Below are 14,229 nucleotides of genomic sequence, written 5' to 3'. Positions count from 1 at the left end.
CCCGCCCAAGCGTCCCCGGCGGGGGCGGGCCCGGTTGGCATATGCCCAGGTCATGCCTGTACCGCAGAATCTCAGGTCAGAGGACCGCCCCGAGGAACTCGCGCGTGCGTTCGTGCACCGGATCCGAGAAGATTTTTTCCGGCGCTCCCGACTCGATGACCTTGCCGGAATCGAACATCAGCACCTCGTCGGAGATGTCCCGGGCGAAGGTCATCTCGTGCGTCACGCACAGCATCGTGATGTCCGTACTGGTCGCGATCGACCGCAGCAGGTCCAGCACCCCGGCCACCAGCTCCGGGTCGAGGGCGGAGGTCACCTCGTCCAGCAAGAGGACTTTCGGCCGCATCGCGAGCGCCCGGGCGATGGCCACCCGCTGCTGCTGCCCGCCGGACAGCTGGTTCGGCCTGGCGTCCCTGCGGTCCTTCAGGCCGACCAGGTCCAGCAGGTCCAGGGCGCGCGCCTCGGCCTCGTCGCGGTCCAGGCCCAGGGCCCGCACCGGCGCCTCGGTGATGTTGCGCAGGACGCTCATGTTGGGGAAGAGGTTGAACTGCTGGAAGACCATGCCGATCTTCCTGCGGGCCTCCCGGCGCTCCTTCTCGCCCGCCGGGTACAGGGTGCTGCCGTTCACCCGGATCGTGCCCGAGTCGGGCCGCTCCAGCGTCATCAGCATCCGCAGGATGGTGGTCTTGCCGGAGCCGGACGGGCCGATCAGGGTGACGTGCCGGCCGGGCCGCACCGACATGCACAGGTCGTCCAGGACGGTGTTGTCCCCGAAGCGCTTGGTCACGTCCCGCAGCTCGACCAGGGCCTCCGGGTCGGCGGTGGCGGCGGTGGTCGCGGTGGTCTCGGCGGTGGTCTCGGCGGTCTTCTCAGCGGGCAAGGCGGCGCTCCAGGGTTCGTACGAGCAGGGAAGCCGGGCAGGCGATGAGGACGAAGGCGATGCCGACGATCGTCAGCGGCTCGGTGTACTGGAAGGTGGCGGCGCTCTCCAGCCGGGACTGCTGGAGCATCTCCAGCACGCTGATCGCGGCCAGCAGCGGGGTGTCCTTGAGCATCGCGATCACGTAGTTGCCCAGGGCGGGCGTGATCCGGCGGACCGCCTGCGGCAGGATCACCGCGGTCCAGGTGCGGTGGACGGGCAGGCTGAGCGCGGTGGCGGCCTCCCACTGGCCGCGCGGCACGGCGTCGATGCCGGCCCGGTAGACCTGCGCGGTGTACGTGGAGTAGTGCAGGCCGATCGCGAGCACGCCGGTGGTCAGCGCGGAGAACCGCACGCCCCACTCGGGGAGCACGAAGAACAGGAAGAACAGCTGCACCAGCAGCGGGGTGTTGCGGACGAACTCGGTGACGAGCCCGACCGGCCAGCGCACGAAGCGGCTGCCCGAGCGCAGCCCCAGGGCCCACACCAGGCCCAGCGTGAAGGCGATCAGCGAGCCGATGACGAGGACCTGGAGCGTGACCAGGGCGCCGTCGAGGAAGCGCGGCATGAAGTCCGCCGCCGCGGACCAGTCCCAGTTCACTCCGCCACCGTCCCGACGTTCGCCTTGGCCCGGCGTTCCAGGGCCCTCATGGAGCGGGTGAGCACGAAGGCGATCACGAAGTAGACCACCAGCGTCACCGTGTAGATCCGCGCGCTCTCCTGGGTCGCGAGCCGCACCAGGTAGGCCGCGAAGGAGACGTCGCCGACGCCGAGCAGCGAGACCAGGGCGGTGCCCTTGAGCAGCTCGACCAGCAGGTTGGAGAAGGGCGGCAGCATCTCGGGCACGGCCTGCGGGAGCAGCACCAGCCGCAGCCGCTGCCAGGGGGAGAGGCTGAGGGCGATCCCCGCCTCGCGCTGCGCGGCCGGTACGGCGTTCAGGGCGCCCCGGACGATCTCGGCGCCGTACGCCCCGTAGGACAGGCCGAGCGCCAGCACGGCGGCCCACATCGGCACCATCTGCCAGCCCAGCAGCGGCGGCAGCACGAAGAACAGCCAGAACATCAGCACCAGCGCGGACACGCCCCGGAACACCTCGGTGTACACGGCCGCGAGGAGGCGCACGGCGCGCGAGCGGTGGGTGCGGGCGGTGCCGACCGTGAAGGCGACGGCCGTGGCGAGGGCGGCGCTGAAGAGGAGGAGCTGGAGGGTGGTCCAGATGCCGGGCAGCACCCAGTTCTGCCAGAGTCCGGCGGTCATCGGCACAGCTCCTCGGCGGTCAGGGTGGTCATCTCCCGCTCGGTGAAGCCGAACCGGCGCAGCACGCGCAGGAGTTCGCCGCTCTTCTTCATCGTGTGCAGCTCGGTGTTGAAGGCGTCGCGCAGCGCGGTGTCGGTGGGGCGGAAGGCGAAGCCGCCGCCGTCGATCTGCTTCTCGCCGTCGACCACGGCCGCGAACGGCTCGGTGGACTCGGCCCTGGAGCTCTTCTTCACCACCTCGCGGGTGGTCAGCGCGGTCCCGGCGAAGACGTCGACCCGGCCGGACTCCACGGCGTTGAGCCCGGCGACCTGGTCCTGGAGGATCACGATGTCCTTCTCCGGGTACCCGGCGGCCACCGCGTAGCCGATCTCCGCGTAGCCCGCGCCGGTCGCCAGCCTCGCCCCGGCCTTCACCACGTCCTCGTAGGAGCGCAGGTCCTTCGGATTGCCCTTGCGCACGATGAAGGCGTCGAGCATCTGGTACTCGGGATCGGCGAAGACCACCTGCTCGCAGCGTTCCTTGTTGATGTACATCCCGGCGGACACCACGTCGAACTGCTGGGAGTTGAGGCCGGGTATCAGCGAGGCGAAGTCGGTGGCCACCGGCTGGACGTGCTCGATGCCGAGCCGCTTGAAGATGATTTTGGCCAGTTCGGGCGCCTCGCCGGTGAACTCGCCCTGCTCGTCCACGTATCCGTACGGGACCTCGCCCGCGATGCCCAGACGCACGGTGCGCTGGGATCTGAGCCGGTCCAGGGCGTTTCCGGAGGCGACTCGGCTGCACGCCGCCGCGCCGAACGCCCCTGCCGCGGTGAGCAGGAGCGCCCGGCGGCGCGGGGCGCCGAAGGGTCTGATGCGCTGGGTTCCGGCCATGGGCGCGCAGCTACCCGGACCCCGTCGGGGTATGCGTGCGGATTTTCGAAAGAAACCGGCCCGTTACGGCGCCGGGGGAGCCGGCACCGCCGCCGCGCCCGACTCGTACAGCGCGTGCGCGGCCCGGAGCACCAGGTCGTCGCGGTGGCGCGCGGCCACGATCTGCACCCCGACCGGCAGCCCGTCCCGGTCCACCCCGCACGGCACCGTCGCGGCGGGCTGCTGGGTGAGGTTGAAGGGGTACGTGAACGGGGTCCAGCCCGTCCAGCGGCGGAGCCCGGACCCGCGCGGCACCTCCGCCCCCGCCTCGAAGGCGGTGACCGGCAGGGTCGGGGTGACCAGCAGGTCGTACGAGGTGTGGAAGCGGCCCATGCGCTGCCCCAGCTCCATCCGCGCGTCCATCGCCGCCAGGTAGTCCAGCGCGCTGTGGCGGGCGCCGGCCGCGGCCACCTCGCGCGCCCCCGGGTCGAGCAACTCCCGCTGCTCCCGGCCCAGTCGCTGCACCAGCCGGGCCACCCCGCTGAACCACAGGGTGTGGAAGACGTCCACCGGGTCGGCGATGTCCGGGTCCGACTCCTCGATGTACGCGCCGAGTCCGGCCAGCCGCCCCACCGCCCCCCGCACCGCCGACGCCACGTCGGGCCGCACCGCCACCTGCCCGCCCAAGGACGCCGAGTACGCCACCCGCAGCCCCTTCACGCCCTCGCCGAGCAGGCCCGACACCGGCCGCGAGGGCACCCCGGCCCACTCCCGCCAGTCCTCGCCGCTGACCGCGTCCAGCAGCAGCGCCGCGTCGGCCGCGTCCCGGGCCATCGGGCCGACGTGGGAGAGGGTGCCGTAGGTGCTGCCCGGGTAGACCGGCACCCGCCCGTAGGTGGGCTTGAGGCCGAACACCCCGCAGAAGGACGCCGGTATGCGCACCGAGCCGCCGCCGTCGGTGCCCACCGACAGCGGCCCGGCGCCCAGCGCGAGGGCCGCCGCGCTGCCGCCGCTTGAGCCGCCCGGGGTGCGCGCGGTGTCGTACGGGTTGCGGGTGACGCCGGTCAGCGGCGAGTCCGTGACGCCCTTCCAGCCGAACTCCGGCGTGGTGGTGCGCCCGAAGAGGACCGCGCCGTGCCGGCGCAGCCCGGCCACCACCGGGGAGTCCTCCGTCCAGGGCCCCTCCGGCCGCACCGTCCGCGACCCCTTGAGGTTGGGCGCGCCCGCCTGGAGCAGGATGTCCTTCACCGACACCGGCACGCCGTCCAGCAGCCCCTCGGGCTCACCCGCCCGCCAGCGCGCGGCGGACCGCTCGGCCGCGGCGAGCGCGCCCGCCGCGTCCAGCCGCACGAACGCGTTGACGCGCGGCTGCGCGCGCTCGGCCAGGTCCAGGACGGCGCGGGTGGCGTCGACCGGGGAGAAGGCCAGCGACCGGTAACCGGCCAGGAGTTGACGTGCCGTCAGAGCGGTGAGTTCAGTCATGCATGGGGACGTACCCACGTTTCTTGTCGACCACGTTCGCCAACGTCCCGCCTGCCGCCCAGAGTTCGTACAACTCCACGAACTGCGCGCCCAGCCGGTCCCGCCAGCCCACCGTGTCCCCGCTCATGTGCGGCGACACCAGCAGCCCCGGCACGTCCCACAGCGGGCTGTCCGCACCCAGCGGCTCCTCCTGGAACACGTCGAGCGCCGCCCCCGCGATCCACCGCCGCGACACGGCCTCCACCAGCGCGCCCTCGTCCACCAGCTGTCCGCGCCCCACGTTCACGAAGTGCGCCGAGGGCTGCATCAGGCCGAAGAGCCGGGCGTCGAACATGCCCCGCGTCGCCTCCGTCAGCGGCGCCGCGCACACCACCCAGTCGGCCCGGGTGAGCAGCCGCGGCAGGTCCTCGGCGCCGTGCACCCCGGCGCGGGCCGTGCGCCCGACCACCGCGCAGGTCACCCCGACCGCCCGCAGCGAGCGCGCGACCGCCCGGCCGATCGGTCCCGCGCCGACCACCGCGGCCCGGGTGCCGGCCACCCGGGTGGTCTCCCGGTGCCGCCAGACGTGCCCGCGCTGCAGCTCCAGGGTCCGCGGCAGGTCCTTGGCCAGCGCGAAGACCAGACCGGTCACGTACTCCGCGATCGGCTCGTCGAAGACGCCCCGGGCGTTGGTGAGCACGGTGTCCGAGGCGACCAGCTCCGGGCAGAGCAGCCGGTCCACCCCGGCGCTCGCGGCGTGCACCCAGCGCGGCCTGCGGCCCGGTCCCGGCCAGGCCTCGCGCACCGCGTCCGAGGTGAAGTCCCAGACCAGCAGGACGTCGGCGCCCGGGAGTTCGGCGGCGAGGCCGGACGCGTCGGTGTGCCGGACGCGCACGCGCCCGGTCAGCCGGCCCAGGCGCGGCGGCGGGTCGCCGTCCAGCACCAGGAGCACGGGGAGGGAGCGGGCGGGGCGGGTGTCTTCGGCCATGGCGCCGCCCACGGTGGCAGCCCCGGCGCCGTCCGTCAAAGGGGCGCGGGCACCCGGCTGACCTGTCCGATGACTACCCCGCCGCCGAACGGGCAGGCGCAACGGACCGCGTTCCCAGCGACGAGAGGGAGGACGGGAATGACCACCGTGGGACTGCTCTGCCCCGGGCACGCCGCCGAGGACGACTACGCCCGCATCGGCACCCTGCTGGACGGCGTCCGGCTGCCGGTGGTGCGCGCCGACGCGCTCGGCGCCCGCGAGGAGCTGGCCGGCAAGGTCGAGCGACTGCGCCTGGTGGGCGCCGAGTCGGTGCTCTGGGCCTCCGCGAGCGGCAGCTTCGCGCGGGGCTGGGAGGGTGCCCACGAGCAGGTGCGGGCGCTGGCCCTGGCCGCCGGGCTGCCCTCCTCCAGCACCGCGTTCGCCTTCGTCCACGCCCTGCGGGAGCTGGGCGCAGCCCGGGTCGCGGTGGCCTCGACGTACCCGGCGGACGTCACCGCGCAGTTCGCCGCCTTCCTCGGGGCCGCCGGGGTCGAGGTCCTGGCCGGGCGCGCCGGGCTGGTCACCGCCGGGGTCGGGGGCGGCGACCGGGTCCTGGAGCTCGCGGTCCGGGCGGACCACCCGGCGGCCGAGTGCGTGCTGATCCCGGACACCGCCCTGGCCACGGCCGCCCACCTGGAGGCGCTGGAGCGCGAGCTGGGCAAGCCGGTGCTGACCGCGAGCCAGGCCACGGTCTGGGAGGGGCTGCGGCTCGCGGAGCGCCGGGCGCACGGCGAGGAGCTGGGCACGCTGTTCGCGAAGCGGGAGTAGGGGCGCCGCTCCCGGGAGCCGTACGGGTCAGGCGCCCCCGGAGCCGTACGGGAACAGCCACCCCGGAGCCGTACGCGATCGGGCGCCCGGACCCGTACGGGAATAACCGGAGACACCCTCCTGTTCTCGTCCTGAGTACCCCGACGCAGGCAGGACAGGAAGGTTCCGACCCGGTGAGCGACGAGATTCGAGGCGAGACGCGCGGCTCCGCCCCTGTACCGCTGTCCGTACTGGACCTGGTGACGGTCGGCAGCGGCCACACCGCGACCGAGGCGCTCGCCACCAGCGTGGAGATCGCCAGGCTGGCCGAGCGGCGCGGCTTCCACCGGCACTGGGTCGCCGAGCACCACTCCATGCCGGGCGTCGCCTCCTCCTCCCCGGCCGTGATCCTGGCCCACCTCGCCGCCCACACCGAGCGCATCCGGCTCGGCTCCGGCGGCGTGATGCTGCCCAACCACGCGCCCCTGGTCATCGCCGAGCAGTTCGGCACCCTGGAGGCCCTCGCCCCGGGCCGGGTGGACCTGGGCCTCGGGCGCGCGCCCGGCACCGACGGCGCCACGGCGGCGGCCCTGCGCCGCACCGAGCGGCTCAACGAGGGGGCCGACGACTTCCCGCAGCAGCTGGCCGAGCTGATCCGGTTCCTGGACGACGACTTCCCCGGCGGCCACCCGTACGCGCGCATCCACGCGGTGCCGGGCCCGGTGCAGGCCACCGCCCCGGGCGGCGTGCAGTCGCCGCACCGCCCGCCGGTCTGGCTGCTGGGCTCCTCCGGCTTCAGCGCCCGCCTTGCCGGGTCCCTGGGCCTGCCGTTCGCGTTCGCCCACCACTTCTCGGCGCAGAACACGATCCCGGCCCTGGACCTGTACCGCAGCTCCTTCCGCCCGTCGGCCGTGCTGGACGCCCCGTACGCCCTGATCGGCGTCAACACCTTCGCCGCCGAGGACGAGAAGGAGGCCAGGCGCCAGGTGATGACCGGGGCCCTGTCGATGCTCCGGCTGCGCACCGGCCGCCCGGGCCTGGTGCCCACGCCCGAGGAGGCGGAGGCGTACGCGTTCAGCCCGCTGGAGCGGGAGTTCGCCGACTCCTGGCTGGCCAACATCGTGTACGGGACGCCGGACGCGGTGCGCGAGGGCCTGGACGCGCTCCAGAAGCGCACGGGGGCCGACGAGTTGATGCTGACGGCGAACGCACACGGTCCGAAGGCCCGGCTGCGCTCCTACGAGCTGGTCGCGGACGCGTACGGGCTGCCCGAGTAATCGGGGAGTGGTCCAGACCACATCGACGGACGCCGATCGTCCACTAGAGCGCCCTAAACCGCTCGTCACCAAGGGTGGCGGGCGGTTCCGCATGTCCGGACAACGGTCTGACAAGGGCTTTCACGGCCCAATTGGTCTAGTCCTCAATTTGGTTCAGACCATTGACGCGCCGTTCACCGCGCGGCTATCACTGCTCCAACTCCTGTACCGCGCACCCCCTCCGGAGGCCGCCCGTGCACCCCCGCAGACCTCTCATAGCCGCGCTCGCCACCACGGCGCTCGCCGCCGGCGTACTCGCCACCTTCGCCGGTCTCGGCACCGCCCAGGCGGCCGACCCCGCGCCCTCCACGGGCGGCGTGAAGATCGCGTACTACGACCAGTGGAGCGTGTACGGCAACGCCTTCTACCCCAAGCACCTGGACACCCGGGGCATCGCGGGCAAACTCGACGTCATCAACTACTCGTTCGGCAACATCCACCCGACCGACCTGACCTGTTTCATGGCCAACAAGGCGGCGGGCGACGACAACAACCCCAACGCGGGTGACGGCGCGGGCGACTCCTTCGCCGACTACCAGAAGTCCTTCTCGGCCGACACCAGCGTCAGCGGCGTCGCCGACAAGTGGGACCAGCCGATCATGGGCGTCTTCAACCAGTTCAAGCAGCTCAAGGCGAAGTACCCCAAGCTGAAGATCAACATCTCGCTGGGCGGCTGGACGTACTCCAAGTACTTCTCCGACGCGGCCAAGACCGACGCCAGCCGCAAGAAGCTGGTCTCCTCCTGCGTCAAGCAGTACATCCAGGGCGACCTGCCGGTCGACGGCGGCTTCGGCGGCCCGGGCAGCGCGGCCGGGATCTTCGACGGCATCGACATCGACTGGGAGTACCCGGGCTCGCCCGACGGCCACCTGGGCAACCACTACGCCCCCGAGGACAAGCAGAACTTCACGCTGCTGCTCGCCGAGTTCCGCAAGCAGCTCGACGAGTACGGCGCCTCGCACGGCGGCAAGAAGTACCTGCTCACGGCGGCGCTCCCGGCCGGCCAGGACAAGATCAAGAACATCGAGACCGACAAGATCGGTCAGTACCTCGACTACGCCAACATCATGACGTACGACATGCACGGCGCCTGGGACGGCGACGGGCCGACGTACCACCAGTCGCCGCTCTACTCGGGCGCCAACGACCCGACCGACCCGATCAAGCCGGGCACGGAGAAGTACTCGGTCGACAACGCCATCGACTCCTGGATCGACGGCAAGCCCGCCTACGGCATCGCGGGCGGCTTCCCCGCCAACAAGCTGACCCTGGGCTACGAGTTCTACTACCGCGGCTGGAAGGGCGTCCCCGCCGGCACCACCAACGGCCTCGCCCAGACCGCCACCGGCCCCTCCGCGCAGCGCCCGGTCAGCATCCAGCCCGGCATCGCGCACTACAAGGAGCTCGGCGGCATCGTCGACAACCCGGCCACCACCTTCTGGGACGACCAGGCCAAGGCCGCGTACTTCTACAAGGACGGCGAGTTCTTCACCGGCCTGGACAAGCGCGCCATCCAGGCCCGCGCCGACTACGCCCACCAGCGCGGCCTGGCCGGCGCGATGATGTACTCGCTGCTCGGCCTGGACGACAAGACCACGCTGCTCAACGACATCGTGGCCGCGGTCGGTTCCTCCCCGACGAACCCGACCGACCCGTCGACGCCGCCCACCACCCCGCCGACGACGCCCCCGACCACCCCGCCCACGACCCCGCCGGCCGGCACCTGCACCGCGGCCGCCTGGGACCGGGCGAAGGAGTACACGGGCAGCACCCAGGTCTCCTACAAGGGCCACACCTGGAAGGCCAAGTGGTGGACGAAGGGCGAGGAGCCCGGCACCACCGGCGAGTGGGGCGTCTGGCAGGACCTCGGCGCCTGCTGACCCGACCCGCCGCACCCGACCCGCTGACGGGCCGGAGGGCCCCGCGGGGAGCACCTGCTCCCCGCGGGGCCCTCCGCCGTCACACAGGCAGCGGCTTCGACCCGATCAGCAGCGCGATCTTGTCCGGCGGCACCGCCCGCGAGTAGAGCCAGCCCTGCCCGGTGTCGCAGCCGATCCGGCGCAGCCGGGCCGCCTGCCCCGAGGTCTCCACGCACTCCGCCGTCACCGTCAGGCCCAGCCGGTGGGCCAGCTGCACCAGCGCCTCGACGATCAGCTCGTCGGCCGGGTTGGCGTGCGACTCGTCCTGGAAGCCCCGGACGAACGAGCCGTCCAGCTTCAGCACCGACACCGGCAGCCGGCTGAGGTAGGCCAGGTTCGAGTAGCCCGTGCCGAAGTCGTCGATGGCGATCTGCACGCCCATGTCGCTCAGCGCCTGGAGCGCCTGCAGCGGCCGCCCGGCCGATCCCATCACCGCCGACTCGGTCAGCTCCAGCTGCAGCAGGTGCGGCTCCAGGCCCGTCTCGGCCAGGATCCCCGCCACGTCCGCCACCAGGTCGGAGTCCCACACCTGGCGCACGGCCACGTTGACGCTCACGAACAGCGGCCGCTGCCGGGGGTGGTCCTGCTGCCACTGCCGCGCCTGGCGGCACGCGGTGCGCAGCACCCACCGCCCGAGCTGCACGATCGAGCCGTCCTCCTCGGCGATCCCGACGAACCGATTCGGCGAGAGCAGCCCGAACTGCGGGTGGTTCCAGCGCACCAGCGCCTCCACCCCCCGCACCACCCCGGTGCCCAGCTCGACCAGCGGCTGGTACTCCAGCGCGAACTCGCCCCGCTCCACGGCGGGCCGCAGGGTCGAGGAGAGCGCCTGACGGGTCATCCGGTGCGCGTTGCGCTCGGGGTCGAAGAGCGTCCAGCGGGCCTTGCCGTCGGCCTTGGCCCAGTACAGCGTGGTGTCCGCGGCCTGCATCAGACCGGTCGCCGTCGTCCCGGCCGCGCCCCGCTCCACCACCCCGATGGACGCCGACACCGACAGGCGCTGCCCGGCCAGGTCGAAGGGCTGCTGCACCGCGGTGAGCAGCGAGCGCGCCAGGTCGGACAGCTGCTCCGTCCCGGTGGAGTCCTCGACCAGGATCGCGAACTCGTCGCCGCCGAGACGGGCCACCAGGTGGCCGCCGCTGCGGGTGTAGCCGTCGACGGCCGCGCACTCGGTGAGCCGGGCGGCGACGGCGGCGAGCAGCCGGTCGCCGACGCGGTGCCCCAGGGTGTCGTTGACGGCCTTGAAGCCGTCCAGGTCCAGGTAGCACAGGCCGATCCGCCCTGTTCCGCCATGCCCGTACGACGAGTTCTCCAGCGCCTGCGAGAGCCGCTCGAAGAACAGGGTGCGGTTGGGCAGCCGGGTCACCGGGTCGTGCATCTGCAGGTGGCGCAGCCGGGCCTGGAGCTCGCGCCGGTCGCTGATGTCGGCGATGGACAGCAGCACGCCCGTGCTGTCGGGCACCGGGGACACCGTCACCTCGGCCCACATCGAGCGCCCGTCGGGGTGCTTGAGGCGGCGGGTGCAGCGGAAGCGGGAGCGCCGCCCGCGCAGCACCTCGCGGTACGCGTGCCAGGTGCGGCCGTCGGAGGCCAGGTCGACCAGGTCGGCGGCGGCCCGCTCGTGCAGTTCGCCGGTCTCGGCGCCGAGCAGGGTGGCGAGCGCCTCGTTGGCGGCGACCACCCGGCCCTCGTGGTCGACCACGGCCATGGCGAGGTGCGCGGCGTTGAACGCGGCGCGGTAGTCGCGCAGCTCGGCCGCGGTGCGGCCGACGGTCAGCCGTTCGGCGGGGTGGTCGTCATGACGTTCCGTGACCGGAGGACGGCCGGCGCCGGGCGCGGGGAGAGCCGCTGGGCCCGGTCCTTCGGAGGTTCCGCTCACCGCTGGCTCCCGGAGGGCTGTGGTCTCGTAACAGGGGTCGGGACGGGTCGGTCTGACGAAAGTGTGCCGATCATAGAGGCTGCCCCGGCGGCCGTTCCAGCTCCTTCGTCCCCCAGGCGTGTGGTCGACGCCTTGCGGAATCCCCTCCTCCGTCCGAGGCCGATCGTTTCTGCGCAGACCTGGCACGGGTGCGGCTCCGGCTGATCGTTTGTGACTTTCCGTGAGCCCTCCGTGTCACCCGTCGAGTTGACTCCTCACTCGACTAGGGCAGCGAAACAGTGCGTAACCGAGCAAAACGCCACAGGGTGGGTGAGGTGTCCCGAAGTCCGCAGCCGGAGGTCGACGTGGAGGGTCAGCTGACACCCGACGGAGTGGAAAGGAGGCGCCTGCGTGCCGTCGCAGGACTCACCTCGCTCTTCGCACTGGCCGCCACCGGCCTGGTCGCGGGTCCCGCCGTGGCCGGTCCCTCGGCCGGCCCGTGCGCCCTGCCGCGCACCGCGGCCCACCACTCGCTGGGGCTCGACAGCTGGAACGGCTCCTACCCCCGGCCCACCCGCACCCTCAACGCCGTCATGGTCTTCCTGTCCTTCCCCGACTCGGTGCCGCTGGCCGGGCCGGAGGAGCTGGCCGGGGACTACTTCCCGGAGACCGGCGACTACTTCCGGCGCGCCTCCTACGGCACCTTCGACCTGCGCGCCCACCCGCTGTACGACTGGGTGGAGATGCCGCACTCCTCGGAGTCGTACGAGATAAGGCGTGACTGGGACGCCGCGAAGCGGACCGCGTACCTCAAGGACGCGGTGGCGGCGGCCGACCCCCGGGTCGACTTCTCCAAGTACGACGTCGTCTACTTCGTCGCCGACCCGGACGCGCCCGGCGTCGACTCCGACGCCACCAAGGTGGTCAACTTCGACCACCCGATGCGCGTGGACGGTACGGACCTGCGGCGCATCGTGACCGTCTTCGAGCGCCATCCGCCGGACCGCAACGTCCTGGCCCACGAGACCGGACACGTCTTCGACCTGCCCGACCTCTACAACCGGCCGACCGACGGCAAGGGCGACTGGGACACCCATGTGGGTGACTGGGACGTCATGGGCAGCCAGTTCGGCCTGGCCCCCGACCTCTTCGGCTGGCACAAGTGGAAGCTCGGCTGGCTGGACCGGCGCGCGGTGCGCTGCGTGGGCCGGGACGGCGCCACCCTGGTCACCCTGGAGCCGCTGGCCGCCCTGCCGGCGCCCGGCGGCTCGGTCGGCACCCGGCTGGCGGTCGTGCGCACCGGGGAGGGCAGTGCCCTGGCCATCGAGGCGCGCGGCTCCACCGGGAACGACCGGGACGCCTGCACCGAGGGCGTGCTGATCTACCGGGTCCGCAACGAGACGGCCTCCGGCTCCGGGCCCATCGAGGTCCTGGACACCCACCCGCGCACCGCCGCGTGCTGGGACCAGTCGGTGTACCCGCCGCTCGCGGACGCGCCGCTGGGCGTGGGGGAGACCTACACGGTGCCGGGGGAGCACGTACGGGTGGAGGTGGCGGACCGCTCCCGGACGGGGGCGTTCACGGTGAAGATCACCACCGGGACCTGAGCGGACCCGCTCGCGGTACGCACGAAGAAGGCCCCTCGCTTCCGCGAGGGGCCTTCGACCGTCTGTGCGCCGCCAGGGACTCGAACCCCGGACCCGCTGATTAAGAGTCAGCTGCTCTAACCAACTGAGCTAGCGGCGCCTGCTGACGTCGTAGACATTAGCACCCTGATCGGCGGGAGGAAAAATCGATATCCGCACGGCCGCCGCCGAGGCCGTGCGCGCCGCCCGCACACAGGCCCACAGGATCACCTCGGGACCCGGCAGCCAGGGGTGCCGGGTGTCCGGCGCCACCACCCAGCGCGGGCCGCCCGCCCCGCCCGGCGCCAGCGGGGGCACGGTCACCGCGTCGCCGGTGCCGTGGCAGAGCAGCGGGGGCACGCTGTCGCCCCACTCCTCCCAGTCGAGCAGGGACGGCAGCCGGTGGGCGGTGCCCGGGGGCGTGAACAGCAGCATGCGGCCGCGGTGCAGGGCCACCGGGCCGGAGCCCGGGCCCTCCGCCCAGAGGCGGTCCAGCATGCGGCGGCCGAAGACCGCGGGGACGTTCACGACGTCGAAGGCCGTGCCGCAGGGCAGGACCGCGGGGGCGGTGGGACGGGACTCCCACAGGGCGCGGGTGGAGCGCGGGTACGCCGAGGCGGACGCCAGCCAGTCGACACCGGACGCGGTCACCCGGGCGGTGTCGCCCGGGTCGCCGCTCAGGGGGGAGGGGTCGCGCAGCCAGGAACTCATGGAGCCACGTCTACCGGGCGCCCGGGGGCGCCTCGCGCGGCTTGCCGGAAACCGGGACGGGACGGGGGACCGGGGAGTATGGTGCGCCCCGCATATGCCAGGGGGGTGCCGCGGAGGGGTGCCGGGGAGCGTCGCGGTGGCCGGATCCTTTCCGCGCCCGGGCTCCGTGTCCCTCAGTCCTCGACGGTGCCGCGCAGCAGGTCGCGGCCGAACTCGATCATCTTCACGGCGTAGTCCTCGGTCCACTCGGCCCGCTCCGCGATGTCCGCGGGCGTCAGCCGGTCGAACCGGCGCGGGTCGGCCAGCTGCGCCGCCGCGACCGCCTGGAACTCCACCGCCCGGTCGGTGGCCGCGCGGAAGGCCACGGTCAGCTCGGTGGCCCGGCCCAGCAGCTCGCGGGGGTCCTCGATGGACTCCAGGTCGAAGAAGTGCTCGGGGTCGGCGGTGGCCCCGGCGGGCTCGAAGAGCAGCTGCGCGGGCTTGATCCGCCGCTGCTCGTTCCTGTCGGTTTCCGCCATGTCGGTCGCTCCTCCTCGCA

The 14,229-nt window shown here is 72.8% G+C and carries 13 protein-coding genes and 1 tRNA gene; 4 read left to right on the top strand and 10 right to left on the bottom strand.

Annotated elements, in window-relative coordinates; genetic code table 11:
• Positions 1 to 76: 76 nt before the first annotated feature.
• The 6 genes from ABT160_RS02995 to ABT160_RS02970 all read right to left on the bottom strand — a co-directional run bounded on the left by ABT160_RS02995 (position 77) and on the right by ABT160_RS02970 (position 5,476).
• The gene (locus tag ABT160_RS02995) at positions 77 to 805 is read right to left on the bottom strand and encodes an amino acid ABC transporter ATP-binding protein (protein WP_351643049.1); all 729 of its coding nucleotides are present in this window, start codon (positions 803 to 805) and stop codon (positions 77 to 79) included.
• Positions 806 to 869: 64 nt separating this feature from the next.
• Entirely contained in the window at positions 870 to 1,520 is a 651-nt protein-coding gene (ehuD, locus tag ABT160_RS02990; RefSeq protein ID WP_351642698.1) for an ectoine/hydroxyectoine ABC transporter permease subunit EhuD, read from the bottom strand.
• Complete coding sequence (gene ehuC / locus ABT160_RS02985; protein ID WP_351642695.1) at positions 1,517 to 2,176, bottom strand: ectoine/hydroxyectoine ABC transporter permease subunit EhuC; 660 nt, start codon at positions 2,174 to 2,176, stop codon at positions 1,517 to 1,519. The genes ehuD and ehuC overlap by 4 nt, the downstream gene beginning before the upstream one ends.
• Positions 2,173 to 3,048, bottom strand: a complete 876-nt coding sequence (ehuB, locus tag ABT160_RS02980) for an ectoine/hydroxyectoine ABC transporter substrate-binding protein EhuB (protein WP_351642694.1) — start codon at positions 3,046 to 3,048, stop codon at positions 2,173 to 2,175. Before ehuB ends, ehuC begins: the two co-directional genes overlap by 4 nt.
• A gap of 63 nt (positions 3,049 to 3,111) precedes the next feature.
• Positions 3,112 to 4,509 (bottom strand): amidase, encoded by a 1,398-nt coding sequence (locus ABT160_RS02975; protein WP_351642691.1) that lies wholly within the window; start codon positions 4,507 to 4,509, stop codon positions 3,112 to 3,114.
• Positions 4,502 to 5,476, bottom strand: a complete 975-nt coding sequence (locus ABT160_RS02970; protein ID WP_351642688.1) for a D-2-hydroxyacid dehydrogenase — start codon at positions 5,474 to 5,476, stop codon at positions 4,502 to 4,504. The genes ABT160_RS02975 and ABT160_RS02970 overlap by 8 nt, the downstream gene beginning before the upstream one ends.
• 138 nt (positions 5,477 to 5,614) lie before the next feature.
• Between ABT160_RS02970 and ABT160_RS02965 the strand changes: the two genes are divergently transcribed.
• From ABT160_RS02965 to ABT160_RS02955, 3 genes are all read left to right on the top strand, one after another.
• A complete protein-coding gene (locus ABT160_RS02965; protein ID WP_351642686.1) occupies positions 5,615 to 6,283 on the top strand; it encodes a maleate cis-trans isomerase family protein in 669 nt (222 codons plus the stop codon).
• Between the two features lie 173 nt (positions 6,284 to 6,456).
• The gene (locus ABT160_RS02960) at positions 6,457 to 7,539 is read left to right on the top strand and encodes an LLM class flavin-dependent oxidoreductase (protein ID WP_351642685.1); all 1,083 of its coding nucleotides are present in this window, start codon (positions 6,457 to 6,459) and stop codon (positions 7,537 to 7,539) included.
• A 233-nt stretch (positions 7,540 to 7,772) separates the two neighbouring features.
• Positions 7,773 to 9,458, top strand: coding sequence for a glycosyl hydrolase family 18 protein (locus ABT160_RS02955; protein WP_351642682.1), 1,686 nt, complete (start codon positions 7,773 to 7,775; stop codon positions 9,456 to 9,458).
• Positions 9,459 to 9,537: 79 nt separating this feature from the next.
• On the opposite strand, the gene ABT160_RS02950 is transcribed toward ABT160_RS02955, so the two are convergent.
• Positions 9,538 to 11,376, bottom strand: a complete 1,839-nt coding sequence (locus tag ABT160_RS02950; RefSeq protein ID WP_351642680.1) for a putative bifunctional diguanylate cyclase/phosphodiesterase — start codon at positions 11,374 to 11,376, stop codon at positions 9,538 to 9,540.
• Positions 11,377 to 11,720: 344 nt separating this feature from the next.
• On the opposite strand from ABT160_RS02950, the gene ABT160_RS02945 reads away from it, so the two are divergent.
• Positions 11,721 to 12,962, top strand: coding sequence for a M6 family metalloprotease domain-containing protein (locus tag ABT160_RS02945; RefSeq protein WP_351643046.1), 1,242 nt, complete (start codon positions 11,721 to 11,723; stop codon positions 12,960 to 12,962).
• Positions 12,963 to 13,027: 65 nt separating this feature from the next.
• Here the strand turns inward: ABT160_RS02945 and ABT160_RS02940 are convergent.
• The 3 genes from ABT160_RS02940 to ABT160_RS02930 all read right to left on the bottom strand — a co-directional run bounded on the left by ABT160_RS02940 (position 13,028) and on the right by ABT160_RS02930 (position 14,209).
• A tRNA-Lys gene (locus ABT160_RS02940) sits at positions 13,028 to 13,101 on the bottom strand.
• Complete coding sequence (locus tag ABT160_RS02935) at positions 13,092 to 13,691, bottom strand: bifunctional DNA primase/polymerase (protein ID WP_351642677.1); 600 nt, start codon at positions 13,689 to 13,691, stop codon at positions 13,092 to 13,094. The genes ABT160_RS02940 and ABT160_RS02935 overlap by 10 nt, the downstream gene beginning before the upstream one ends.
• A gap of 173 nt (positions 13,692 to 13,864) precedes the next feature.
• Positions 13,865 to 14,209 carry a DUF8844 domain-containing protein gene (locus ABT160_RS02930; protein ID WP_351642675.1) on the bottom strand — a complete coding sequence of 115 codons (345 nt, stop codon included), beginning with the start codon at positions 14,207 to 14,209 and terminating at the stop codon, positions 13,865 to 13,867.
• Positions 14,210 to 14,229 lie beyond the last annotated feature (20 nt).

This window comes from Streptomyces sp. NPDC001941, assembly GCF_040296945.1.
Lineage (GTDB): Bacteria > Actinomycetota > Actinomycetes > Streptomycetales > Streptomycetaceae > Streptomyces.
The sequence above is the reverse complement of the archived record's forward strand: the minus strand, read 5'-3'. Positions and strand labels throughout refer to the sequence as shown.